The organism is Streptomyces sp. NPDC001714, assembly GCF_042892755.1.
Lineage (GTDB): Bacteria > Actinomycetota > Actinomycetes > Streptomycetales > Streptomycetaceae > Streptomyces.
Genome location: NZ_JBIAUL010000040.1, coordinates 20,017 through 39,995 on the forward strand (window position 1 = coordinate 20,017; position 19,979 = coordinate 39,995).

Annotated in this window: 21 protein-coding genes and 3 pseudogenes; 11 read left to right on the top strand and 13 right to left on the bottom strand. The window is 70.7% G+C overall.

The window, feature by feature from the left end; all coding sequences use genetic code 11:
• Positions 1-423 precede the first annotated feature (423 nt).
• Complete coding sequence (locus ACFY0P_RS49665; RefSeq protein WP_388929122.1) at positions 424-1,275, bottom strand: hypothetical protein; 852 nt, start codon at positions 1,273-1,275, stop codon at positions 424-426.
• Between the two features lie 892 nt (positions 1,276-2,167).
• Here ACFY0P_RS49665 and ACFY0P_RS49670 point away from each other — a divergent pair.
• Positions 2,168-2,515, top strand: a complete 348-nt coding sequence (locus tag ACFY0P_RS49670) for an ANTAR domain-containing protein (RefSeq protein ID WP_351962030.1) — start codon at positions 2,168-2,170, stop codon at positions 2,513-2,515.
• Positions 2,516-2,923: 408 nt separating this feature from the next.
• On the opposite strand, the pseudogene ACFY0P_RS49675 reads toward ACFY0P_RS49670, so the two are convergent.
• From ACFY0P_RS49675 to ACFY0P_RS49700, 6 genes and pseudogenes are all read right to left on the bottom strand, one after another.
• Positions 2,924-3,154: pseudogene (locus ACFY0P_RS49675) on the bottom strand (GAF domain-containing protein); the annotation flags it as partial.
• Positions 3,155-3,514: 360 nt separating this feature from the next.
• A complete protein-coding gene (locus tag ACFY0P_RS49680) occupies positions 3,515-4,828 on the bottom strand; it encodes a PP2C family protein-serine/threonine phosphatase (protein ID WP_388716884.1) in 1,314 nt (437 codons plus the stop codon).
• Positions 4,829-5,088: 260 nt separating this feature from the next.
• Positions 5,089-5,971: pseudogene (locus ACFY0P_RS49685) on the bottom strand (SDR family oxidoreductase).
• Between the two features lie 253 nt (positions 5,972-6,224).
• Entirely contained in the window at positions 6,225-6,593 is a 369-nt protein-coding gene (locus tag ACFY0P_RS49690; protein WP_388929123.1) for a hypothetical protein, read from the bottom strand.
• Complete coding sequence (locus ACFY0P_RS49695) at positions 6,590-7,261, bottom strand: hypothetical protein (RefSeq protein ID WP_388929124.1); 672 nt, start codon at positions 7,259-7,261, stop codon at positions 6,590-6,592. The genes ACFY0P_RS49690 and ACFY0P_RS49695 overlap by 4 nt, the downstream gene beginning before the upstream one ends.
• Entirely contained in the window at positions 7,252-7,827 is a 576-nt protein-coding gene (locus tag ACFY0P_RS49700) for an RNA polymerase sigma factor (protein WP_177232883.1), read from the bottom strand. The genes ACFY0P_RS49695 and ACFY0P_RS49700 overlap by 10 nt, the downstream gene beginning before the upstream one ends.
• Positions 7,828-7,981: 154 nt before the next feature.
• Here ACFY0P_RS49700 and ACFY0P_RS49705 point away from each other — a divergent pair, with 154 nt between their 5' ends.
• The 7 genes from ACFY0P_RS49705 (at position 7,982) to ACFY0P_RS49735 (ending at position 12,035) form a co-directional block, all read left to right on the top strand.
• Positions 7,982-8,479 (top strand): Asp23/Gls24 family envelope stress response protein, encoded by a 498-nt coding sequence (locus ACFY0P_RS49705; RefSeq protein WP_093498228.1) that lies wholly within the window; start codon positions 7,982-7,984, stop codon positions 8,477-8,479.
• An 84-nt stretch (positions 8,480-8,563) separates the two neighbouring features.
• Positions 8,564-8,731, top strand: a complete 168-nt coding sequence (locus ACFY0P_RS49710; RefSeq protein ID WP_030645371.1) for a hypothetical protein — start codon at positions 8,564-8,566, stop codon at positions 8,729-8,731.
• Complete coding sequence (locus tag ACFY0P_RS49715; RefSeq protein ID WP_067052312.1) at positions 8,728-9,135, top strand: Asp23/Gls24 family envelope stress response protein; 408 nt, start codon at positions 8,728-8,730, stop codon at positions 9,133-9,135. Before ACFY0P_RS49710 ends, ACFY0P_RS49715 begins: the two co-directional genes overlap by 4 nt.
• A 112-nt stretch (positions 9,136-9,247) precedes the next feature.
• A complete protein-coding gene (locus ACFY0P_RS49720; RefSeq protein ID WP_351961988.1) occupies positions 9,248-9,874 on the top strand; it encodes a DUF6286 domain-containing protein in 627 nt (208 codons plus the stop codon).
• A 27-nt stretch (positions 9,875-9,901) separates the two neighbouring features.
• Entirely contained in the window at positions 9,902-10,510 is a 609-nt protein-coding gene (locus ACFY0P_RS49725; RefSeq protein ID WP_388716890.1) for an alkaline shock response membrane anchor protein AmaP, read from the top strand.
• Between the two features lie 84 nt (positions 10,511-10,594).
• Positions 10,595-10,750, top strand: a complete 156-nt coding sequence (locus ACFY0P_RS49730) for a DUF6131 family protein (RefSeq protein ID WP_093498231.1) — start codon at positions 10,595-10,597, stop codon at positions 10,748-10,750.
• A 304-nt stretch (positions 10,751-11,054) separates the two neighbouring features.
• Positions 11,055-12,035: a PP2C family protein-serine/threonine phosphatase gene (locus ACFY0P_RS49735; protein WP_388929125.1), complete on the top strand. Its 981-nt coding sequence runs from the start codon at positions 11,055-11,057 to the stop codon at positions 12,033-12,035.
• 61 nt (positions 12,036-12,096) lie between these two features.
• Here ACFY0P_RS49735 and ACFY0P_RS49740 read toward each other — a convergent pair whose 3' ends face one another.
• Positions 12,097-12,702, bottom strand: coding sequence for a DUF5994 family protein (locus ACFY0P_RS49740; RefSeq protein ID WP_067052318.1), 606 nt, complete (start codon positions 12,700-12,702; stop codon positions 12,097-12,099).
• A 335-nt stretch (positions 12,703-13,037) separates the two neighbouring features.
• Between ACFY0P_RS49740 and ACFY0P_RS49745 the strand changes: the two genes are divergently transcribed.
• The 3 genes from ACFY0P_RS49745 (at position 13,038) to ACFY0P_RS49755 (ending at position 16,116) form a co-directional block, all read left to right on the top strand.
• Positions 13,038-13,727 (top strand): DUF5994 family protein, encoded by a 690-nt coding sequence (locus tag ACFY0P_RS49745; protein ID WP_093507934.1) that lies wholly within the window; start codon positions 13,038-13,040, stop codon positions 13,725-13,727.
• A gap of 136 nt (positions 13,728-13,863) precedes the next feature.
• Positions 13,864-14,727 carry a slipin family protein gene (locus ACFY0P_RS49750; RefSeq protein ID WP_388929126.1) on the top strand — a complete coding sequence of 288 codons (864 nt, stop codon included), beginning with the start codon at positions 13,864-13,866 and terminating at the stop codon, positions 14,725-14,727.
• Positions 14,728-14,847: 120 nt separating this feature from the next.
• Positions 14,848-16,116 (top strand): ATP-binding protein, encoded by a 1,269-nt coding sequence (locus ACFY0P_RS49755; protein ID WP_388929127.1) that lies wholly within the window; start codon positions 14,848-14,850, stop codon positions 16,114-16,116.
• 38 nt (positions 16,117-16,154) lie between these two features.
• Here ACFY0P_RS49755 and ACFY0P_RS49760 read toward each other — a convergent pair whose 3' ends face one another.
• From ACFY0P_RS49760 to ACFY0P_RS49780, 5 genes and pseudogenes are all read right to left on the bottom strand, one after another.
• Positions 16,155-16,643, bottom strand: coding sequence for a DUF5994 family protein (locus tag ACFY0P_RS49760; RefSeq protein WP_093498236.1), 489 nt, complete (start codon positions 16,641-16,643; stop codon positions 16,155-16,157).
• 283 nt (positions 16,644-16,926) lie between these two features.
• Positions 16,927-17,199 (bottom strand): hypothetical protein, encoded by a 273-nt coding sequence (locus ACFY0P_RS49765; protein ID WP_135791221.1) that lies wholly within the window; start codon positions 17,197-17,199, stop codon positions 16,927-16,929.
• A gap of 262 nt (positions 17,200-17,461) precedes the next feature.
• Positions 17,462-17,998 carry a DUF5994 family protein gene (locus tag ACFY0P_RS49770; RefSeq protein WP_093498237.1) on the bottom strand — a complete coding sequence of 179 codons (537 nt, stop codon included), beginning with the start codon at positions 17,996-17,998 and terminating at the stop codon, positions 17,462-17,464.
• Positions 17,999-18,190: 192 nt separating this feature from the next.
• Entirely contained in the window at positions 18,191-19,168 is a 978-nt protein-coding gene (locus tag ACFY0P_RS49775) for a magnesium transporter CorA family protein (RefSeq protein ID WP_388929128.1), read from the bottom strand.
• A gap of 155 nt (positions 19,169-19,323) precedes the next feature.
• A pseudogene (locus tag ACFY0P_RS49780) lies at positions 19,324-19,767 on the bottom strand (aldo/keto reductase); the annotation flags it as partial.
• Positions 19,768-19,979 lie beyond the last annotated feature (212 nt).

The window sequence follows — 19,979 nt, forward strand, 5'->3', positions numbered from 1 at the left end:
CGTTCGCCCGCGGACGGTGCCGCCACGGCTGCTCTGTACAAAAGCGGCTCGACGGGCCCATGTCTTAGGAGACACGCCAGAGTCTGGAGAACGATCGCTGGAGAGCGCTGCTCTCTCTGGATGCCGGGCGTTTGGTGTTGCGCTATCGCAGGGGCAGGAACCTCGCACCGTCCTTCCCCGAGGTTCGTTCCGGGCACGGTCCAGCTGCCGACGCGACGGCCCTGGACGGCGAGCTGGTCGTACGGGAAATCCAGCAGGCTCGCCTTCGAGCGACTCCAGGGTCGCCTCCAGGGCGCCAGGGCTGCTCCGGAACGCCTCTTTGCCGAACAGAACCTCACCGCGCCGTGAGCGCTGTGCCCGTCGTTCCCCTCGCTGACCTGGGGATTCACGAAACTGCGGACAGGGCCCGGAAAGCGGCCAGGGCTACTTGTCGCCCCACTTGGTCCGGCGTTCAGCGGAGTGGGGAGTTTCAGCAAGCGTCGCGCCCGCTGCCGACCACGCGGCCGGTACGTTGGCGGCCACCGGTCCCGTGCTGACGTGGACCCGCAACGCAGCCGGCCCGCAATCCCGCAGTTCAGGGGCGGCCACTCCGCCGACCTGACCGCCGAATGCCGAGCCGGGTCCCATGGCCGGCCGCTTCACCGTGCCGTCGGGCCCGTTCCGTGGGGCATTCCTCGATACCGATGACCCGCAGTAGTTCCAGCCGCTCGCGAGCCTCGGCGACGCCGAGCGCGGCGCCGTGGTCGGCGAGCAGAAGACGGATGCCGCACCGGCCGCTCCCAGGAAGGCGCTGTGCACGGTGGCCAGCGGGGAGTCGGGCGGTGCGTCCAGGTCCACCCGCTTCTGAAGGACGGGAGCGCCTCCTATCAGTACCTGGACCAGGGGCGAGTGGGTCGCCTCCCCGACCGGGGGCAGACGACCGCGCCAGTCCTCCTGCCCGGCTGCACGGCCCTCCGGACCGGTCACGGCCACTCGGTGCACCTGACGGGAGCCGACCCGCAAGTCCATCGCGGCCCAGTCGGCGAGGCGGGGAGCAAGGCTGCGGCTTATCCGGGCGAGGGCCTCGTCCACCTCCAGGGTCTGACCGAGCACGTCGGTGATCTCCGCGACGAGTGTCAGCCGCTCGGCGAGACTCTCCAGAGCGCTCGCACGAGCCGCTCGTTCCGCCTGTTCCACCCGTTCCGCCTGTTCCACCCGTTCCGACCGCTCGGCGCGTTCCGCTCGTTCCCTACCGGCACGGCGGTCCGCCGCGGTCTCGACGATCAACACGACCATGCCCTGGCAGACGCCGGAGACGTCGTCCGCCAGGGGGGTGGCCGACCAGGAGATCGGGACCAGCCGTCCGTCACCACGCAGGCACCTGTCGTCGTCCCCGCGTGCCGCACGCCTCTCGGCCAGTGCCCACAGCAGCGGGCAGCGCTCCCGCGGAATGAGGGCACCTCCCGGGTCGCGATGGCACAGGGTCGTGCGTGGAACTCGCCGTCACCACCCGCCAGACCAACGGCGGGGCCATGGGCACCACCACTGCGGTCCCGTCAGCAGCTACCCCGGCTCGTTGGCTGAACCGGAGGAGCCTGAGTCGAGCCAGCCCCATGGATACACTGCTGAACGCCGCCCACCTCCGGGTCCCCCTCCCGAGTCCCCCACCCACACCGAAATGGCTGCCGCGATGTGCGACAGGCGCTCAATCTAAGCCGCGACCGGTGCGCAGGGCCCCGGGAGGAGGGGATGCTCTGGGACGCCGCGATCAAGACGTCTTCTTCCGGCTGCGGTTGATGCACTCCGAACGCACGGCCGTCGGCGCCCGCACCGGAGACCCGCGAACCGACTGTGAACACGGTCGGTCGAGCCAGGACGATACCCGGCCTCGTGATCCTGCCCCGGTATCTGATGGTCGAACAGTCCTCCGCCCGGATCGGGCGCGCCGACAGCCACCCGCGACCATGGACGGCACATCCCGCGATCCGAGCGGTACAGATCGTCGCAGGGCAGGGCCCACCGTCATGGCCGAGTTGAACCCTGAGTGAGCTCCGCTCCACCGGCTGCTGCGCGCCGTGGAACGGGATGCACGAAAACGGCAACCTGGGGTAATAGTCGAACTGTCGTCCTCGCAATTCCGTACGGCACCGGCGCCCCGGACGGGAAACCCGAGGTCTGGGATGTGATCATGATGGAAGACTCTCTGAACGGCACCCCGATGCGGCTCGAGGAGCACTTGGTTCCGGCACGGACACCGCCCCTGAACAAAATCAGCGAGTTGCAGACGGAAATCAGTCAGCTGCAGGAGGCCGTCGTCTCCCACACCGTGGTCGACCAAGCGATCGGCGTGGTCATCACCGTTGGTGGCCTGCATCCCGAGCAAGGATTCCAAGTGCTACGAGAGATCTCACAGCACACCAATACGAAACTGCGGCAGGTATCCGAACTGATCGTGGACTGGGTACACAGCGAACAGCTGCCCGACGAGATCCGCACCGCTCTCAACAAGGCACTGGCCACCGCACGATACATCTGAACGCAGAACAGCTCTGCCGCCCGCGTTCTGAGTCGGACGGCAGGGCGGGCGGACGAGTGGAATGCCAGCTCACTTCCGAACCCGCACGCGACACGACCTCCGCCCAACGCGTCCCCGAACCCACCTGACCAAAACGTCGCACGCCAGACTCTCCGGCGGTCGCTGATCACGCACGCTACGAAGCGCCGGGGCCAAACCGGAACGCAGCTCGGGACAACGTCGTGGCCGGTCCGTTCTCGTCTGCGTCATGCGCTGAGCGAGAAGCTGTATGTACGCGGGCCGGTGCCCGCCGAGGCCGCGTACCGGCACCGGGCGGCAGGCCGGCGCGGGCCGAACAGCCGCTCCGTACGCCTGGGACGCTGTGCGTTGGAGATCCTCCATGGCGTCCGGGATGACGGTGCGTCGGTGTCATGCCAGCCAGCTGCCCGCCACGTCGGCGGTTTCGCGCAGGGCCGCGAGCTGGCTGCGGGTGAATCCGGCGATGGGCCGGGCGTGATGCGTCGAGATCGCTCCCAGCAAGGCACCACGCTCGTCGAGCAGCGGGACGCAGTGGCAAGCGCGGCTGCCGACGTGCAGGATCACGTGCCGCGAACAGCGGCGAGCCGCACATGGCCCATGGCGGTCTCGGTGATCTCCCGTACGCGGCGCAGTCCCGCGCCGAGGACCGCGCCCTGCGGAGCCGTCGGGCTTGTGCTGCCGGACAGGCGGAGCCCCGGAAGCCGGGGAGCGCCGGCCCGGGCGCGGTGGGGAAACGAGCCGCCGGTCCGCTCATCCGGCCCGGCGATGCGGTTGACCGCGTCCGCAGGACGCCTGGCCGGACGGACTCGGACGGGCGCTGACGTGAGTGTCGATCTCCTGGCCCACGGGTGGCCGCCTCGCCCTCCTCGCTGCTCGGCAGGCCGCCCGTACATGATCCGGGCTCTTGCGTTGTCTCCTTGCCGGCGCGTGCACACCTAGTGTCACGGTCGCAGGATCATCGCGTACGGCGAGGATTCGCCCTCAGGGCGAGACGCCCTCGTCCGACTGTGGCAGTCGCAGGGCGAGCAGGGCGATGTCGTCGTGGGCCCCTGCCACGAGTGCGTTCATCAGCTCGTCGCTCAGCTCGTCGATGTCCTGGTCGACCAGGGCGGCAGCGTGCTGCCGGAGCCGGGTCATGCCGTGATCCATGGATTCGCCGCGCCGTTCGATCAGACCGTCCGTGTACAACAGCAGGGTGCTGCCCTCGGGCAGGGGCAGGCAGGCACTGGGCCGTTCGGCGTGCGGGTCGACGCCCAGCAGCAGGCCGTGTGCTTCCCAGAGGTAGGTGGTGTCGCCGTCCGCGGTGACCAGCAGGGGTGGTGGATGTCCGGCACTCGCCCACTCCAGCTGGTACGGCCCTCCTTCCTGGCCCTTGAGCAGTGCGTACACGCAGGTGGCGGTGCGGTGGCTGTAGAGGGCGTCGACTGCGAGGTCCAAGCGGCGCAGGATCATGCCGGGGGGCTCCCGGCGGTCGCAGGCGATGCCACGCAGCATGTTCCGGATCTGGCTCATGGTCACGGCGGCATGCAGATCGTGGCCGGTGACGTCGCCGATGATCAAAGTGGTGTCACCGCTTTCCGGCAGGACGAAGCTGTCGTACCAGTCACCGCCGATCTGCGCGGTGGCGAGCGCCGGGGAGTAGCGGGCGGTGACGCGCAGACCCGGTACGACGGGCAGGTCCGGCAGCAGAGAGCGCTGGAGGCGCTCGGCGACGGCCTGGGTCTCGGCGTAGAGCCTGGCGTTGTCGAGGGCCAGCGCGATGCGGTGGGTCAGGTCCTCGACCAGTTCCAGGTCAGCCTCGGCCCACGGCGGGTGTCCCTCGCCCCTGACGAGGGTCAGCGCACCCAGCACTCGCCGGCGTGCCCGCAGGGGTGCCACGATCACGGAGTCTCCCCCGAGTCGGGCGAACGGTTGCATGGTTGCCTTGTGCAGCGGATCGGACGCCTCCTGCGCGGTCGGCAGCCGCCCGGCCGACAACAGCAGGGGGCCGGCGCCGCGAAGCACCCGGGACAGCGGGCCTGTCGCCGTCTCCGGCACCGGCGGCAACGGTCCCGTCAGGCCGGTCAGGGCGGTGTTGGGGTCACGGTGTGAGACACAGACCCGCTCGACGGCGCCGTCCTCGTCCACCAGATCGGCCGCGGCCCAGTCGGCCAGCCCCGGCACCAGCACGCGGCACACCCGCCTGAGCCCCTCGACCGCGTCCAGCGTGCTCGACAGCGCCGCCGCGCTCCGGGTGGCGAACGCCAGCTGGTCGAGCGCCGCTCGCAGCGCCGCGGCCGCGTCATCCTCGTCCATGGCGACCACCTACCCGCCTGAGGGCTCTACGGCCGCTTCCACCCTGGGAAACCACTCCCCGGGCAGTGCACCGCGTCCGTATACGGCAGGGGCCCGGGCATGTCCTTACGGTCTCCCCGGGGCCGAGTCTCCTGCTTCCGGCGTGTTACCGAGCGTTCTGATCGGCCGGTCCGGCCGGCTCTCGCTCTGCGATCGCAGCATGCGCGGACGTCGCACGGCCTGTCGGACACCCTCTGGACGCCTCCGGCCCCCGTCACGGGTCAGGTCTCGGGCCTGACCGACATCCAGTCGGCGCGGCCGCCCGCCCCGAGCACGTCGACATCGGCACCGAGCTCGTCGGTCGACCCCTCCCCCAGTTCGCGCCGGGTGATGCGGCCGACCACGAACGGGAAGACCGGCCGCAAGGGCTGGCACCAGCGCAGCCACGGGGGCGCGTAGATGCTCCGGGCACGGTGTGTGATGCCGGTGGCGGGCCAGTCGGCCACCTGTGCGGGACTGTGGACCCGCCGAGCGAAGGGCGGCTGGTGTCGGCAGAGGACTCCCATCACCGGGTGCTCGTCCATTCCGGCGATCATGTCGGTGCCGGTCCAGTGCGGGTAGGCGATGCCGACCGCGACCCCCTCGGGGGGCGACCTCACCGCGCAGCGCCAGGGCGAAGGACTCCGCGCCTGCCTTGGACGCGCAGTAGGCGCTCATCATCGGAGCGGAGCCGAACGCTGCGGTCGAGGCGATCTGGAGGAAGTAACCTCCGGTCCGCTCGAGTTGGGGAAGGAAGGCCCTCGCGGTGTTCGCCGCCCCGACCAGGTTGACGTCGACGACGCGTCGCCACAGCTCGGCCTCGGTGCGGGTGAAGGGCCCGCCGACGGCGACGCCGGCGTTGGCCACGACGACGTCGGCCGGTCCGAGCCGCTCCTCGACCTGCCGCGCAGCCCTGTCGAGGGCGACCTGATCGGTCACGTCCGCCTCGATGCAGACGGTCATGACGGCCAGTGACGCCGCCACCTGGGACAGCGTCTCCTCCTCACGACCGAGCAGAGCGATCCGCATGCCCTCCGCGGACAGGCGCCGCACCAGTGCCTCGCCGACGCCGCGCGCCGCCCCCGTGACCACAGCGACCCGGCCACGCAGTGGGCCGTCGCGCATGGCGGCAGGCGGACGGCTGCCGAGGACAGTACGCATGCGACCCTCATCTCTCCCGCTGCCGTGGTCGGCCGCCTCCCCGCGTACCCGTAACTCACAGCCGGTCACCCCGCACGAGAGCCGGATCGTCGGCGGCATCGAGGCTTGAGCCGCGACCGCCCATGTAGGACTTCCGGAGGGGGGCAGCGTGCTCCCACGGTCGGCGACCTGCTGCTTGCCGAACGACGGTTCGTGGGGCCTGTGCCCGCGCCGCCGCTCATGCCGCGTCGCGCCAGGCGGCGATACCGGTCACCGTGACCGCGACGGTGACCGGCTCCGCGGCACCGTGGGTGGCGAGGTGAGTGACGAGGGTGGCTGTCACCCGGTCGTGGACGATTCGGGCGATGTCCAGCGCCCGCCGACCCTCCGTCAGGACGCAGCGCACCTCGATGTGCCATCCGGAACCGTCCGGCGCCCGGTCGGCGCGTACGCCGGCCTCGGGCGGCGTGGTGTCCGCCCGGGTGGGCGCGGCGGCTGCCGCGAGGCGCCGGGCGAGGCGGGGCTGCAGGGCGGCCACGCCAGGAACCGCGAGGGCTGCCTCGGCCGCGACGCCGAGGAGCGCGGTGGTGCCGGTGGCGGTCATCATGCGCCACCGCCCGTCGGGAGGCGGGGACCGAGGGTCGGTCCCGGTTCCAGTACGTCGGCCACGGTGATGTCGACGGCTGTCACCGTGAGCCCCAGGTCCTGTCCGGCCGAGTGGAGGACCGATCGGCGCACCTGGTGGACCCGTTCGGGCAGCGGGCGGTCGAGGGCGGCGGCCAGGGTCATGGTCACCCGCACGTCGGTGCCGTTGCCCTCGGGTACGAGCCGGCAGGTCGCGGCCCTGGCACCGGGGACCGTGTCCGCGGCCCGCCTCAGTACCTTCGCCGCGGCGCTCTCCGCGATCCGCAGGTCCCGGTCGGGGTCGGCCAGGGGCAGCAGCCGCCCGAACCGGACCTCTGCCCTGACGACGTCCATGACCCGGTCGGCGAGTGCGTGCAGGCCCGGAGGGTCCTCGTCGCGCAGTGTCCGGGCGGCCGCGTTCACCGTGGCCAGTCCCTCGACCGCCTCTCGGCAGTGAGGACAGGACACCGGGTGCGGGTCCGCGGCCGGCGGTGCGTCCCGCGCCTGTTCCCAGACCCGGCTGAGCAGGCGGCCGCAGGGCAGTACCTCATCGCCTGCGATCGGGGGCACGTCGGCGGCGGCCCAGCCGTTGCGGGGCCCGTCGGCTCCGGGCGGTTCGGGAGGCCGCGTGTGCGGGTCGTCTAGCGCCATGAGCCCATCGCCTCCTGCAGGGATCGGCGTGCCCTGAACAGTCTGCCGCGTACCGTCTGCTCGCCGGTACGCGTCACGTGCGCTATCTCCTTGTAGGGCAGGCCCTGCACCTCCCGCAGGATCCAGCAGACCCGCTGTCCGGCGTCCAGCTCGGCGAGTGCGCGGAACAGGGCGGCCGTGGCCGCGTCCTGCTCGGCGGCCCGGGCGGGCTGGCTCCACGCGTCGCCCGCCGCGGGTTCGGCGACGGTGTCCAGGGGGAGGGGCGGCGGCCGGCGGTGGCACATGGTCTGGCAGCGGTTGACGGTGATCCGGTACATCCAGGTGCGGAACTCCGCCCTGTGGCGGTATTCCGGCAGGTGGCGCCAGGCGCTGACGAAGGCGTCCTGAACGGCCTCTTCGGCGTCCTGGGGGTTGCCCAGCATGCAGCGGGCCAGGGTCAGGAGGGAGCGGCTGTGCCGCTGGACGAGAACGGCGAAGGCGTCCTCGTCTCCCTCGGCCGCCCGCACCGCCAGCAGACGGTCGGGCAGGCCGCACCCCAGTCGTGAGGAAGCAGTGCGTTCGATCATGGCGCTCCCACGCAGGCTCGGAACGACCGTGTACCCCCGAAAGGAGATGTGATGCACGTCACACACCAGGGCACGTGAGGACTCCGCCACTCGATATGTCCAACTTTCGACGGGCATCATTCCGGTGCCCGGCCGACCGATCGAGGCGACCGCCATGACGGACAACATCACCAGCGTCGGCGGGGGCAGCCGGCCCGAAGCGGGCGTGAGCGCGCTCAAGGGCCGCACCGGGGCCGGGGCTCCGGCCGAGACACGGGGCAGGACCACCATCGCGGACGGTGTGGTGGCCAAGATCGCGGGCATGGCCGCCCGCGAGGTACCGGGCATCCACAGCCTGGGCGCGGGGATGGCCCGCGCCTTCGGCGCCATGCGCGAACGCGTCCCCGGCGCAGGCGGAGGCGGAGGCGGAGCGGTCACCCGCGGCGTCAAGGTCGAGGTCGGGGAACGGCAGGCCGCGGTGGACCTGGACGTCGTCGTCGAGTACGGCGTCTCCATCGTCGACGTCGCGGGCGGCGTACGCACCAACGTCATCAGCGCCGTGGAGCGGATGACGGGCCTGGAGGTCGTCGAGGTGAACATCGCCGTCGACGACGTCCATCTGCCTGACGACGAGGAGGAACAGACCGAACCGAACGAGGGCCGCGTGAGGTGACCGCTGCCTGGAGCACCGCCGTGTCCTCGGGCCCGAGCGGATGATCACGGCGAGAGGGACGCTCGCGAGACGGGTGAGTGCGAGATGAACACAGCAACGACGGGACTCGCGGCCGGCATGGCCCTCGGCTTCGCCGGCTACTTCGGCGGCTTCTGGGCCTTTCTGCTGGTGCTGGTCCTGGGTGCGGCGGGGCTGATCGTCGGCCTCGTCGTACAGGGCGACCTGGACCTCCGGACACGGAGGCAGCGGTGAAGACCCGGCCCGGTTCCCCCGGCGAGGGGTCGGGCCCGCCGGCACCGGCCGCCGGGCTGCCGCCCCCGGCCGAGCGGGGCGCCACCGTCATCCCGGACAGGGTGGTCGCCCGTATCGCCGCACAGGCCGCGCGCGCGGCGCAGTCGCGGCGCGCCGCCGTACCGCCCGATCGGGGCGGACCTGCGGCACCCCACGCCTCCGCCGCCGTCCGTACCGGATCGGTGCGCCTGCATCTGACCATGGACCTGCCCTACCCCACCGACATCCCCCGTGTCTGCGAGCGGATCCAGCGGGACGTCGCCGAACGGGTCGCCCAGCTGACCGGGCTGCGAGTGGGAGAGGTCCTCCTCACCGTCCGGCGGCTGGTGACCGCCACCGACTCGAGCCGGGGGCGGGTCCGGTGAGCGGCCGGGCGGCCCGGGTCACCGGGCACGCCGTGCAGGAAGGGCGATCGTGATGACATCCGGTCCACCTCCCCCGGGCCGCGGCTCCGCGTCGTCCACGCACCGTGCCGCGGTGCCGCTGACGAAGGAGCCCGATCCTCCCGAACGCGACGTGTCCACCTCGGACCTCACAGCCGGTGAGCGCGCAGGGGGGCACCGAACCCGTCGCAAGTGGTCCGCGCGCCGCATCACGGCGGCGCTGGTCGCTGCGGTGATCCTCGTGGCCGCGGTCGTGACGCTCGTCGACGTCATAGCCGTACGGGCGGGACGCCCGGCGGCGGCCTGGCGACGGCGCCTGGCCGACGAACTGGCCACCCGCCCGGTGGACGACGTGTGGATGTTGACGGGAGCCGCCGTGGCCGCCGCCGTCGGCGTCTGGCTGATCGTCCTGGCCCTCACCCCCGGTGAGCGCCGCTGGCTGCCCCTGCGCTCACCCGCCGGCTGCCCGCGAATGCGGGCCTTTCTGGAGCGCGACGGCGCCGCCGCCCTGCTGCGCGACGCCGCCATGCGGGTCCCCGGAGTCGGCGCGGCGCACGTCCTGGTGCGCCGCCACCGCATCAAAGCCCGCGCGGACGTCCGCTTCCGCGACCCCCGGCAGGTGAAGGACGACCTCACCGCCGTCCTCGGCGAGGAACGCGACCGGCTGGCCCTCGCCCGTCTTCCCCGCATCGCCGTACGGGTGCGGCGACGCACCCGCTGACACAAGACCGCAGCACCGGAGCCCGCCATGACGCCGCGATCCGCACTCAACCGCACTCTGCTGGCCCTCGTCGGACTGGTCCTCCTCGGCGGCGGACTGCTCATCCTCTTCGCCGGGCTCGACCTCTACCGGCGGCACGATCTGGCCCCACCCGCCGGCTGGCCCCTGACCACCCCGGCCGACGTCCTGCTCGGCTCCGCCGACCGGGCCCGCTGGAGCAGCCAGGGCTGGTGGTGGTGGCCCGCGGTCATCGCCGCCCTCGTCGTCGCGGCTCTGCTCGCCCTGGGGTGGCTGCTCGCCCAGCTGAGCCGACGTCGCCCCGGCTCCCTGCCCGTCGGCGGCACACCCCCGCAGGAGGGCGTCGAACTGCGCGACCGCGCACTCAGCGAGGCGATCGCGAACGAAGCCGGTGCCCTGCCAGGGGTAGGCCATGCGGCCGTACTCATCACCGGCCGACCGGGCCGCCACCGCACCCGCATCGAGCTCACCCTCACTCCCGAGGGCACGCCCGGCGCCACTCTCGGTGCCCTGTGTGAAGGCCCGCTCCGCACCGCCCGGCGGTCCACCGGCCTTGCTGACATGCCCACCGAGGTCCGCCTGCAGGTCGCCCGCCACAAACCACACCGGGTGGAGTAGAAGGGATCGACCATTGCCACCTCAACGCGCTTTCAGTCCCTCGTAGTTCGCAGGGACTCAGCACTACTCCCCAAAGGAGAGATCATGATCATCCTGGGCATCATTCTGCTCGTCGTCGGCTTCCTCGCCGGGATATCCATCCTGTGGACCATCGGAATCATCCTGCTGGTCGTCGGAGCCATCCTGTGGATCCTCGGCGCGATGGGACACGCCGTCGCCGGTCGACGCCACTACTGGTAGTCGGGATCCTGCCCCGCAGGCAGTGAGCCGGGCCGCGGGCAGGGCGGCAGACGGCGCGGCCCCCTCAAAACGTTCGCGGCGCCGGAGAGGTCGATCCGGCAGAGGTCGCCGCCGGTGCCGACCAGCCGCCGCGGCTCGGACGCGGCGCGCACGAGCGCACGGCCGACTCGATGGGAGTCGGTGGGTCGGCCCCCGCGATCCGGGCGGAAGTCCCACGCCGCCTCGGCCGGTGAGTCTCTGTCGGGAGTCGGTATGCAGAGCGCCTTCCTGAAGATCCGCCAGAACGTCTCCCGGGGCCACGGCGATGACGGACCGTGAGCGACAGGAACCCGGGGAAGGCTCCGCCCGGTCGGAGCACTTCGGGGAGGAGTTTCTGGGAGTCCTGCTCGACCAGGGGCACGAGTTGCCGCCGCACCAGCTCGGTCCGCTCGTCGCACGGCAGGTCGGCAGGCTCGACGGCCGCGAGACCTCGCTCTTCTTGCAGGACTACGGCCAGGTGTGGCTGGTCCCCCTGCCGGGTGACGGGCTGGCGGCCGGGGAACCGCAGCCGATCGACGGCTCCGACGTCGGCCGTGCCTTCCGGGAAGCGCGTCCCGTGGAGGTGCCGCAGGCCGACGGCGTGCGGATCTACCTGCCCCTGCTGGACGGTGGCGACCAGGTGGGCGTCATGGCCGTCACCCTGGACCGCATCCACGACGACGAGCGACGGCTGCTGCGCCGACTCGCCTCGCTCGTGGCCGACATGCTGGTGACCAAGCACGGTTACACCGATCTGTTCTTCCGGCTGCGCCGCAGAGAACCGATGTTCATGGACCGGGCCGTCGCCGAGCAGTTCGGCCCCGACCACTTCGTGACCGCTCAGATGATGCGGCTCAACACGGCCACGGGCAGGCTTCAGTGGGTCAACGCCGGACATCCCGCTCCTGTGCTGATCCGTGGACACCGTGTCGTACGACGGCTGGAGGGCCCGACGACGCTGCCCGTCGGCTTCGGCGGTCACGAGCCCCGGATCAGTGAAGTGGCTCTCACCCCCGGCGACCGGATGCTCTGCTTCACCGACGGACTGATAGAGGAGCGCGATGTCGGCGGTGAGGAATTCGGTGAGGAGCAGCTCATCGGGTGGGTGAACCGCCTCGAGCCCGCGGCGCAGCAGATCCGGACGGTGGCGCGCTCCCTCTCCCACACGCTGCAACGGGCACGGGGCGGGATCACGACGGACGATGCGACGCTCCTGCTGACCGAATGGCGCGGGAGCGCCACCGACGACCTCGCCCTCCCGGAGTGAGCCGGCCTCCCACCCCCAGGGAAAGGCCGACAGCACGCAGCCTTTCCCCACCGCCGATCTCTCACACTCCTGCTGCCGCGGTGGGCACGTGACGGGTGACCGGTCCGTCAGGAGTGCGTGAGGCGGGGTGGGGGGCGTCGTGTCCGCCTTCGGAGTCCCAGACCGCCTCCCGGAGCGAGTCCGAGTCGGCCGCTGCCTCTGCCGCGGCCCGGAAACGTTCGGCCTCACGGATCAGGCCGCTCGGCGGGAGGCTCCGTGACGGGTCGGTGGCCGTGGCCATGAGCCGGGCCGCGGTTGCCGGCCCTGTCTCCGGTGGGATCACCAGCAGGCTCCAGCAGCCGAACGTATAGGACAGCAGCAACAGCTTGTGCGGGTCCTGCCCGGCGTTGGACCAGCCGACGCGCACCATGTGGCCGTGCGCGGGCACTTCTCCCGGGATGACTGGCCAGAACGTGCGGCTCACCGCTATCCGGGTAATCCGCCCCCACAGCGGGTCGAGACATTCGACGAGCGCCGGGAGCTGCTCCGTCAGGTTGCGCGAACGGGGCCACCAGGCACCGTCGATCAGGGCCGGAGGGGCACCGGCCGGCGCCAGCGTGAGTCGGAGCGGTGACGAAGAAGGGGCCCGGTCTCCGACTGCGGGTGTGAACGGAATGGTCGCGGTCATGGCGCGGACCCAACCCCGGGCCGGTCACGGCCGGCCCGGTTGTCATGAATCGCCGAGAACGACCCGGCGTGGAAGCCGGTGCACGAGATGCTCTCGGTAATCACCAGGATACTCCTCGCGGATGCCCGACGGACCGAGACGGAGCGGCGGGCTCAACGAACGCGTCCCACCTAACACAGCCGAGGAGTGCTGGGCCGGGGCACCCGAGCCATCGTGCCCGAGACCGGTCCGGTTACGACTCCCTGGGGCCTGCAGCGAGACTCCCGCAGGTATCGACAGCCGCTTCGCCGAATGCGGAGACGTCTCCACAACCGCCCCGGCGTGTGCGGAGTACCGTGGACAGCACCGAGGGCATTTCGCACACCGGCTTCCACGCCGGGTCGTCCTCGGCGAGAGACGAAACCCGGGTCGCCGCTGAGGCGGCCCGGAGACGGGTCCGCATCATGTCGGCGACCTTGCACCAACCCCTGCCACACCATGAGCCCGTCGCAGCCCCGGCCGCGCGTCTCGCGCTGAAGACCGACGGCCCGTCGCGCGGCCTCCTCGACGGTGCCTGGTGGCCCCGCTCCCGGGACCTGCTGAGCGAGCTGCCCGCACTGACCGATGTGCTGGACCCTCTGTGGGGCCGCATCACCCGCATCGCCGTCAACCCGAAGTACTGGCCGGTCATCCCGCACGAGATCGCCGTGGGCGGTCATGTCGTCAAGGTCGGATGGTTCACCCCGGAGATCGACCCGCACAAGCTGCTGCTGCTCTCCTACGGCTCCGGCCGCTGGGATCTGCTGGTCATCCCACCCGAGACGGAGACGAAGTCGGCGGCCCGCCTGATGGCGGCCTCGTCCGACTACGACGGCCCACCGCTGACCGCAAGCGCTCTCATGGCCGCGGACGAGACCCGGCACGCCGTCTCCACCGCCGACCGGCCACTCGAACCGGACGAGGCAGGGAAGTACGAGGACGGCCCCGCCTCAGCGGCCGTTCCGACACGGACCGATCGCGCCAGTCGCCTGGTCATCGGCATGTGAGGCCAGTCGCCTGGTCATCGGCATGTGAGATGACCGCCACAACCGGTGCCTTCCCGGGTTTCGGACCTGCCTCACGAGCCGGCGCAGGCACATGCAGGGGCCTCGACCGGCGGATCCTCGTCCCGAGGAGCAGCACATGCAAGCCCTGATCGTTCTCATCGTCGTGATCGGCCTCCTGGCCGTCCTGGCCCTCGCCCTGTCCGTGAAGGTCGTCAAGCAGTACGAGAAGGGAGTGCTGTTCCGCTTCGGCCGACTCGTCGGAACACGCTCCCCGGGGCTGCGGTTCATCATCCCGTTCGTCGACGCCCTGCACCGAGTGTCGCTGCGGGTCGTCACCATGCCGATCCAGTCCCAGGGCATCATCACCAGGGACAACGTGAGCGTGGACGTGTCGGCGGTCGCCTACTTCCGGGTCGTCGACGCCGTGAAGTCGGTCGTCGCCGTGGAGAACGTCAACGCGGCGATCAACCAGATCGCCCAGACCACCCTGCGGAAGGTCGTCGGCCGGCACACGCTCGACGAGACGCTGTCGGAGACGGACCGTATCAACCTGGACATCCGCCAGATTCTCGACGTCACCACCGTCGACTGGGGTGTGCAGGTCACGCTGGTCGAGCTCAAGGACATCCAGCTGCCCGACACCATGAAGCGCGCCATGGCCCGCCAGGCCGAGGCCGAGCGGGAGAAGCGAGCGAAGATCATCAACGCGGAGGGCGAGTCCCTGGCCGCAGCCGCGCTCGGCGACGCCTCGGACACCATGATGGCCCACCCCCTTGCGCTTCAACTGCGCAATCTCCAGAGCCTGGTGGAGATCGGTGTCGACCAGAACGCCACCGTCGTCTTCCCGGCCCCCCTCATGAGCACGATCGGCGAGCTCGGCTCCTTCCTCGCCCGGGAAACCGCTGCCGCCGCACCCTCCACGGCAGCGCCACCGGCCGGCACCGGCCGCACCGACAAGTCCCTCAGCCCGGCAGGCAGCGCGCCCGGCACCGCGGCGTGAAGCCGGACCACGGCCCGAGCGATCCGTGGCACCAGGGAGGATTCGTGACCGTCGCCTGTCGCGCGCGTCCTCCGGGCACCGGCTGATGATGGGGGTACGGCCGAACACGCGGAGCTGATCATGACGGGTTGGCGGGTCAGGGACTACACCCAGGACGATCTCGAAGCGGTGATCCGTGTCGACATGCAGAGCGGCACGACCGAGGAGCCGCCGCTGTTCCCGCTCTCGGACGCCGTGACGGCCCTCCAGACCCGCCACCCGGCCGTGGTGGCCACGGCCGACGACGTGCTGATCGGCGCCGCGGTGAGCAGGGTGGAGGGCGAACGGGCATGGATCCTGCGCATCTGCATGGCGCCCGGCTGGCGGCAGCGCGGGCTGGGCAGTGCCCTGATCACCGCCCTTGAGCAACGGCTCTTCGCCGCCGGCGTCCGCGCGGTGCACGCCGCCCTGCCCCAGGGCGAGACCGGTGCCACCGCCCTGCGCAACTGCGACTTCGGCGCCCGCCCCGGGCTGGTCTTCTTCGAGAAACGCGGACCGGTGACCCCGCAGTCGGCCGGCACGCTGTCCTCGCTCGGAGCGGAGCTGCCGCCAGGGGGGCTCTGGCAGAAGGTCGCGGGCATGCAACGGGAGAAGCAGCTCATCGAGCGGCGCCTGGTCCTGCCGCTGGCCCATCCCGAACTGGCCGCGCAGCACGGAGTGGAACTGCCGCGGGCGGTGATGCTGTTCGGGCCGCCCGGGACCGGCAAGAGCACGTTCGCGCACGCGATCGCCAGCCGCCTGGGATGGCCCTTCCTCGAACTGTTCCCCGCCCGTCTGGCCGCCGAGTACGGCCTGGCGACCGGGCTGAACCGGCGCTTCGACGAGATCGCCCGCCTCGACCACGTCCTCGTCTTCATCGACGAGGTCGAGGAGGTCGCCGGCGAACGCGGCGGCGCGGACGCGACCGCTGTCGGCGTCGTCAACGAACTGCTCAAGGCGATCGTCCGGTTCCGAAGCCAGGACGGACGGCTGCTCGTCTGCGCCACGAACAACGTGACCACGCTCGACTCCGCGTTCCTGCGGCACGGCCGCTTCGACTACGTGCTGCCGATCGGCCCTCCCGACCGCACCGCCAGGACCGCGCTGTGGGACAGCTACCTGGCCCGAGCGGGCGCACGGGCCGACAGCGCGGTACTCGCGTCCGCCAGCGAGGGGTTCACCCCCGCCGACATCGCCCACGCGGCGCGCACCGTCTCCCAGGCCCAGTTCGAGCGCACCTTCGACACCGGAACCCGGACCACCCCCACCACCGACGACTACCTGGACACGATCCGCGACACCAAGCCCACGGTCAGCGCCGCCATGGCCCGGGAATTCGCCCAGCAGACGGAGGAGTTCGCCCGCATCTAGCGTCCAGGCCGATGGGGAGTCGATCTGCGACGGACGTGTCAGGCCGGCGTAGGTGGCGTGTCGCTGCCCGTTTCGATGAGGATCTGCCTGGCCTCGATGACGTTTTCGGCCCGTACGGCCCTGGCCATCGCGGCGCGTGCCGCATCGGGCGACGTGTCCGGAGGGACCAGCAACAGAGAGAAAAGGTCCCCTTCGCCTCGGGTGATGAGGACGGTGTCGTCACCGACCGGGAAGGAGTCGATGTGCACGACTCGGCCGTCGACCACCACCCGGGTTGGCAGTCCGTCCCAGGCACTGCCGTCCAGACCGACCCGGGTGACAGGCCCGAGATGCTCGGTCAACGCGGAGATCAGCGAGGGAAGCTCGGCACCGATGTCCCGGGACCGCGGCCACCATGCGCCGTCCAGGATTCCCTCGCGTGCGTGTGTCGTCTCCAGCCGCAGCAGGGCCGTCCCGGGGTGCACCGACCGGTGGACGGCGTCCGGCAGGAGCCTGGGGAGGTGGTCGGGGGTGTCTGAGTCGGCCATGGTGTCCGCCCGTCCGTAGAAAAGCGTGCGACGCAGAGCGTGCGACCGCGATACGACCCTGCCACCTCACCGTACTCCGCACGACGCTCGCGCGAGCGCCTCGCCGCAGGGCGCGGTTACGGAAACAGGCAACGGCTCCGGCGTATACCCGCCGGAGCCGCCCTTCCGGGTCATCGCACGTGAGCGTGCGCCGACCCGCTTTCCAGGTTACGTCAAAGGGATTAATCCGCCATAAGCAATCCTTGCGAGGGTTCACTTCGGTCCGAGAAGCCGACGCGGCGGCTCAGCCATGCCCTTCCTCTTCCGTCTCCATCTGCCGGATCCCCTGGTGCGTCAGCGTGATCATCGCGGGCGTGTTGCCCCTCCCCCAGTCCACGACGACCCAGCCTTCACCCGCCAGGTACGTGCAGGCAGCGGCCATGTCCTGCTCAGGGATACCGAGGTCCGTGCGGAGCTTCGCCCCATCGACGCCCAGGAGGCGATTGCCCTCGGCGGCTTGGTAGAGAGCCTGCATGATCCTCTCGCGATACGTCTTCCGGTCTCGCAATATCGCCATCACGCGCCTTCCTCTACTGCCCACCGTCGGGCCGAAGTCGATGTCATCCGCGGTCGCCGTCGCGGTGGGGCGCGTCGGAACGGTCGCGTCCACCGCCGACCGACGGTGCCTCCCGGGCCGACGCCCGATCCCCGGCAGAACATCGCTGTAGTGGAAGGCAGCGATCCGTTCGGCGTGCTGGCCGTTGAGCCGGCGGATCAGAACGACTCCGACGGCGATCAGAAGGAGCAGCGCGGCCGCGGCGATGACCGTCATGGTCCTCTCACCTCCGTCGAACGGTGGGCGAAGGGCCTGCCGATCCGATATACCGGGGCAGGCCGACGGCCCGACCGGCTCCGCCGTCGGTCTCCCAAGCTTCTTCCCTGATCCGGGCGTCGGTCCTGTCTGCTGCTTCCTCCCGTGCCGGGGCCTCGGTGCCGTCGCCCGCCATCAGCTGCGCGGCTGCCTCCGCACGGGTTTCCGGCGGAATCACCAGCACGTCTCGGCGACCGTCGGGTAGGGAGAGAGTCAGTCTGTGCGGATCCTGGGTCTCGGTGGACCAGCCCACCTGCACGGTACGCCCGGCGACGGACACCCAGTGCGGGATGACGGGCCAGTAGGCCGGGTGCACGGTGACGCCTGTGATGCGGCCCCACTGTTCGACCAGCGCGGCCGTCAGGGTGGGCAGCTCACGGGTGAGGGCACGGGAACGCGGCCACCACATGCCGTCCAGCCCGCCCGGTGCGGGCGTCAGGGACAGCCGGGCCGGCCGCGGCGGCGCGCGCCTGCTCGATGTCGTACGGTCAATGGTCACAGGCATGGCGCACACCTGTCCCCGGGCTTGTGGGTGCGGCCCGGCATTGTCGATCACCGGAAACGGCACCCGCAGCGGAGCCGGTACGCGAAGAACTCCCGGTGCTTTCACACTACTCCGCTCACCGGCCCGAGAAGCCGGGGGTGACCAGGTATTTCCTGCCTTCGGCCTGGTCACCCGCGCCCGGCACTGGGCCGGTCAGAGCCAGTCCTTGCGCTTGCACGTCAGATACAGCACTGCGGACAGGACCACGATGACGGCTGCCGAGGTGATGAATCCGGACTGGCGGCCGAAACCGGGGTAGGGAAGATTCTGGCTGTAGTAGCCGGTGATCGCGGTGGGTACGGCGATGATCGCGGCCCAGCTCGTCACCTTCTTCATGATCAGGTTCATGCGATTGGCCTGGACCGAGAGGTTCGTCTCCATGACCGAGGCCACCAGGTCCCGCAGTGATTCCGTCCATTCGGTGGCACGCAGCACGTGGTCGTAGACGTCCTGGTAATACGGGACGAGAGGGTCGGCGACCATGTGCAGGCCGGGACGCATGAGTCCGTTGACCACCTCACGCATCGGGAGCACGACGCGGCGCAACCGGACCAGCGATTTACGCAGTGCGAAAACCCGGTGCTGTACAGCTTCGATCTCACGGCGCCCGGCCGCGAAGAGCAGGCCCTCCAGCTCCTCGATGCCGTCGTCCAGCTGCTGGACCGCGGCGAAGTGGCCGTCCACGAGATGGTCGAGCAGACCGTGCAGCAGGAATCCGACGCCATGGCCGGCCAGGTCCGGGCTCTCGTCCCAGCGGGCGACGACGTCCTCGATGTCGAGACCGTCGTCCTTGCGGACGGTGATCATGGCCTGACTGGTGAGGAACACGGCGATCTCACTGCATGACAGTTCCGCACCGTCCGGGCTCACGGTCACGGAATAGGCACTGAGGAACTCGTGGGTGCGATAGCGGTCGAGCTTCGGCCGCTGCCCACGCTGTACGGCATCCTCCAGAGCCAGTTCGTGGATGCCGAACTCCTGGCCGAGCATGGTCAACTCGGCAGGCCCGGGCCGGTACAGGTCCAGCCACAGGACCGACGCAGGATCGGCGAGATGCGCGGAAACGTCACTGGCGGGAAAGTCCTCCAGGACGAGAGCGCCGTCGTGATACAGCCGGGTGCGCGTCACCATGGCCCGAGGCTAGTGTCTTACACCTAGATCATGGCGCTTCGCCCGCATTGATCCTGACCGGCAATGACCGCCCCGACTTCCCGCGCCGCCAGGCCCCCGCCGCACCTTGGGCGGCTGTGGCACGGGAGGGGTGGGCGGGAGCGGATCAAGCGTCCGAGCTGGAAGTCGAAGACGTCGGCGTTCTCGGCCATGCGCTCGGGACGCACCGACTTGGGGATGGCGACGACGCCGCGCTGGCTCAGCCGGCGCAGCACGACCTGCGCGACCGACTTGCCGTACTCCTTGCCGATCTCGGCCAGCAGCGGGGTGGTGAACAAGTCGTTCCGGCCTTCGGCGAAGCCGCCCCAGGACTGGATCTGCACCCCGTGCTGCCGCATGAGGTCCTGGTAATCGGCGCGCTGGAAGAACGGGTGGGTCTCGATCTGGTTGACCGCCGGCACGATCTCGTTGTTCACGTTCAGGTCGATCAGCCGGTCCGGATAGAAGTTGGCGACGCCGATCCCCTTGGCCACGCCCTCGCGGTTGAGCGCCTCCATGGCGCGCCACTGGCCGTAGACGTCAAGGTGGTCCAGACCCAGCTTGTTCAGGGGCGTCTCGAAACCCGCCAGGCCACGGATGAGGGCCTTGAGGACCTGGCGGTCGGCCATGGCCCGGTAGGCGTCCGGCGCCTGGTCGAGGGTGAAGGTCTGGCACTCCGGACCACGACGCCCTTCTCCTTCTCGACATGACCGCGCCGCGGCCGCCGCAACGCCCCGCGCACACCCCGAGGGCCACCGGTCAACAGCCGTAAGCCGCCGTACCCGTCCCAGAC

Bases quoted from the DNA above. Each gene is read 5' to 3' on its own strand.
- ACFY0P_RS49760 (WP_093498236.1), bottom strand. From the start codon at position 16,643: ATGGCCGACTCAGACACCCCCGACCACCTCCCCAGGCTCCTGCCGGAC.
- ACFY0P_RS49735 (WP_388929125.1), top strand. From the start codon at position 11,055: ATGACGGACCGTGAGCGACAGGAACCCGGGGAAGGCTCCGCCCGGTCG.
- ACFY0P_RS49765 (WP_135791221.1), bottom strand. From the start codon at position 17,199: ATGGCGATATTGCGAGACCGGAAGACGTATCGCGAGAGGATCATGCAG.
- ACFY0P_RS49680 (WP_388716884.1), bottom strand. From the start codon at position 4,828: ATGGACGAGGATGACGCGGCCGCGGCGCTGCGAGCGGCGCTCGACCAG.
- ACFY0P_RS49725 (WP_388716890.1), top strand. From the start codon at position 9,902: ATGACGCCGCGATCCGCACTCAACCGCACTCTGCTGGCCCTCGTCGGA.
- ACFY0P_RS49705 (WP_093498228.1), top strand. From the start codon at position 7,982: ATGACGGACAACATCACCAGCGTCGGCGGGGGCAGCCGGCCCGAAGCG.
- ACFY0P_RS49740 (WP_067052318.1), bottom strand. From the start codon at position 12,702: ATGACCGCGACCATTCCGTTCACACCCGCAGTCGGAGACCGGGCCCCT.
- ACFY0P_RS49755 (WP_388929127.1), top strand. From the start codon at position 14,848: ATGACGGGTTGGCGGGTCAGGGACTACACCCAGGACGATCTCGAAGCG.
- ACFY0P_RS49730 (WP_093498231.1), top strand. From the start codon at position 10,595: ATGATCATCCTGGGCATCATTCTGCTCGTCGTCGGCTTCCTCGCCGGG.
- ACFY0P_RS49750 (WP_388929126.1), top strand. From the start codon at position 13,864: ATGCAAGCCCTGATCGTTCTCATCGTCGTGATCGGCCTCCTGGCCGTC.
- ACFY0P_RS49665 (WP_388929122.1), bottom strand. From the start codon at position 1,275: ATGGTCGTGTTGATCGTCGAGACCGCGGCGGACCGCCGTGCCGGTAGG.
- ACFY0P_RS49670 (WP_351962030.1), top strand. From the start codon at position 2,168: ATGATGGAAGACTCTCTGAACGGCACCCCGATGCGGCTCGAGGAGCAC.
- ACFY0P_RS49775 (WP_388929128.1), bottom strand. From the start codon at position 19,168: ATGGTGACGCGCACCCGGCTGTATCACGACGGCGCTCTCGTCCTGGAG.
- ACFY0P_RS49690 (WP_388929123.1), bottom strand. From the start codon at position 6,593: ATGATGACCGCCACCGGCACCACCGCGCTCCTCGGCGTCGCGGCCGAG.
- ACFY0P_RS49695 (WP_388929124.1), bottom strand. From the start codon at position 7,261: ATGGCGCTAGACGACCCGCACACGCGGCCTCCCGAACCGCCCGGAGCC.
- ACFY0P_RS49770 (WP_093498237.1), bottom strand. From the start codon at position 17,998: ATGCCTGTGACCATTGACCGTACGACATCGAGCAGGCGCGCGCCGCCG.
- ACFY0P_RS49700 (WP_177232883.1), bottom strand. From the start codon at position 7,827: ATGATCGAACGCACTGCTTCCTCACGACTGGGGTGCGGCCTGCCCGAC.
- ACFY0P_RS49710 (WP_030645371.1), top strand. From the start codon at position 8,564: ATGAACACAGCAACGACGGGACTCGCGGCCGGCATGGCCCTCGGCTTC.